Annotated in this window: 1 protein-coding gene; it reads left to right on the top strand. The window is 36.8% G+C overall.

Translation table 11 applies throughout. The features are described 5' to 3' along the window. A partial coding sequence (locus CD152_RS11205) for an IS30 family transposase (RefSeq protein ID WP_169926208.1) occupies positions 1–462 on the top strand: 462 nt, incomplete at both ends.

The following is a 462-nucleotide window of genomic DNA, read 5'->3' as shown; positions in this document are numbered from 1 at the left end:
GAGATTGAAACGATCAAGACAGACAATTTATAACGTAATAAATGCACTTAAGACAGGTATAACTGCACTGGAATATTACCAAGAGTATAAGCGAAGAAAATCAAATTGTGGCAGACATAGAATAGTACTTCCAGAAAATCAGTCAGCTTATATTCGAGAAAAAGTAGCCGATGGCTGGACGCCTGACACCATTATTGGCAGAGGTGAACACCCGATTGATTGTTCTGTAAAAACTCTTTATAGAATGTTTAAGGAAAACGTCTTTTCGGTACAATCTTTACCTATGAAAGGTAGAAGGAAGCCAAATGGTCATTGTGAAAAAAGAGGTAGACAAGCTTTCAAAAGACACATTTCTGAAAGAATAGAAGAATTTCCTTTCTTCTTTCAAGAATTTGGTCATCTTGAAGGTGACACTATCATTGGCCGTAATCATGGGAGTGCTGTCATAACCTTAGTAGAAAG

It is taken from the genome of Macrococcoides caseolyticum, assembly GCF_002902665.1.
Classification (GTDB): Bacteria; Bacillota; Bacilli; order Staphylococcales; family Staphylococcaceae; genus Macrococcoides; species Macrococcoides caseolyticum.
This window is presented reverse-complemented; position numbering and strand designations above follow the sequence as displayed.